The 682-nt window shown below is 69.6% G+C and carries 1 protein-coding gene; it reads left to right on the top strand.

The genetic code is table 11. The features are described 5' to 3' along the window. Positions 1 to 281: 281 nt before the first annotated feature. Positions 282 to 682, top strand: a 401-nt coding sequence (locus E1289_RS37815) for a hypothetical protein (protein WP_207929426.1), incomplete at its 3' end; no start/stop codon positions are given.

Below are 682 nucleotides of genomic sequence, written 5' to 3'. Positions count from 1 at the left end.
GGCTGGGGCGGCGAGCAGGGGGATGGCCAGCAGCAGCGCGATGAGTGCGATGAGGGGGCGCATGGTCTCCCTTCCGATAAGTAAGCACTTGCATGCTCACCCGGAAGAGGGGTCTTGGGAAGGCCCGACTCGATACGCGGGATATCCGGCCCAGCCTTTTCCCGGGTCGGCGACTTGACGTAAGAGGGCCCAGCTTTCCTGCTCGCCGCGGCGGCGGTTGGGTCGGCACTTTGGGTCCGGGGGCCCTCGCCAGTGAGCGGTGGCGCGGTCATGCTTCGGCCATGGTGCAACGCCGTCACGGTCTTCGTTCCGCCGCCGATCGGGGCGCGAGCGCACTCGAGTACGGCGCCGTGCTGCTGGTCTCGGCCGTGGTCATCGGGGTCCTGGTCGCCTCGCCGGTCATGGGCACGGTGTCCAGTGAGACGAGGGCCGCGCTCTGCCGGCTGTTCGGCGGAGACTGCGAGGCCGCTCCGCCTTCCGCCGTTCCGGCGCTGAGCGAGTGCACCGTCCACCAGAGCCTCGACCAGTCGACCACGGACCGGAAGCTCGTCGTCATCGGTGACACGGAGTCGGAGACCACGCAGGTGGACAGCAACGCGGACGGCTCGATGGCGGTCACTACCAGCCACTCCTCGGGCACGGGCATCGACCTTGAGGTCGGGCTCGGCGGCCGGCTCGGCGG

It is taken from the genome of Actinomadura sp. 6K520 (assembly GCF_004349245.1).
Taxonomy (GTDB): Bacteria; Actinomycetota; Actinomycetes; order Streptosporangiales; family Streptosporangiaceae; genus Spirillospora.
Note: the sequence above shows the minus strand (reverse complement) of the source record. Positions and strands in the feature narration are given on the sequence as shown.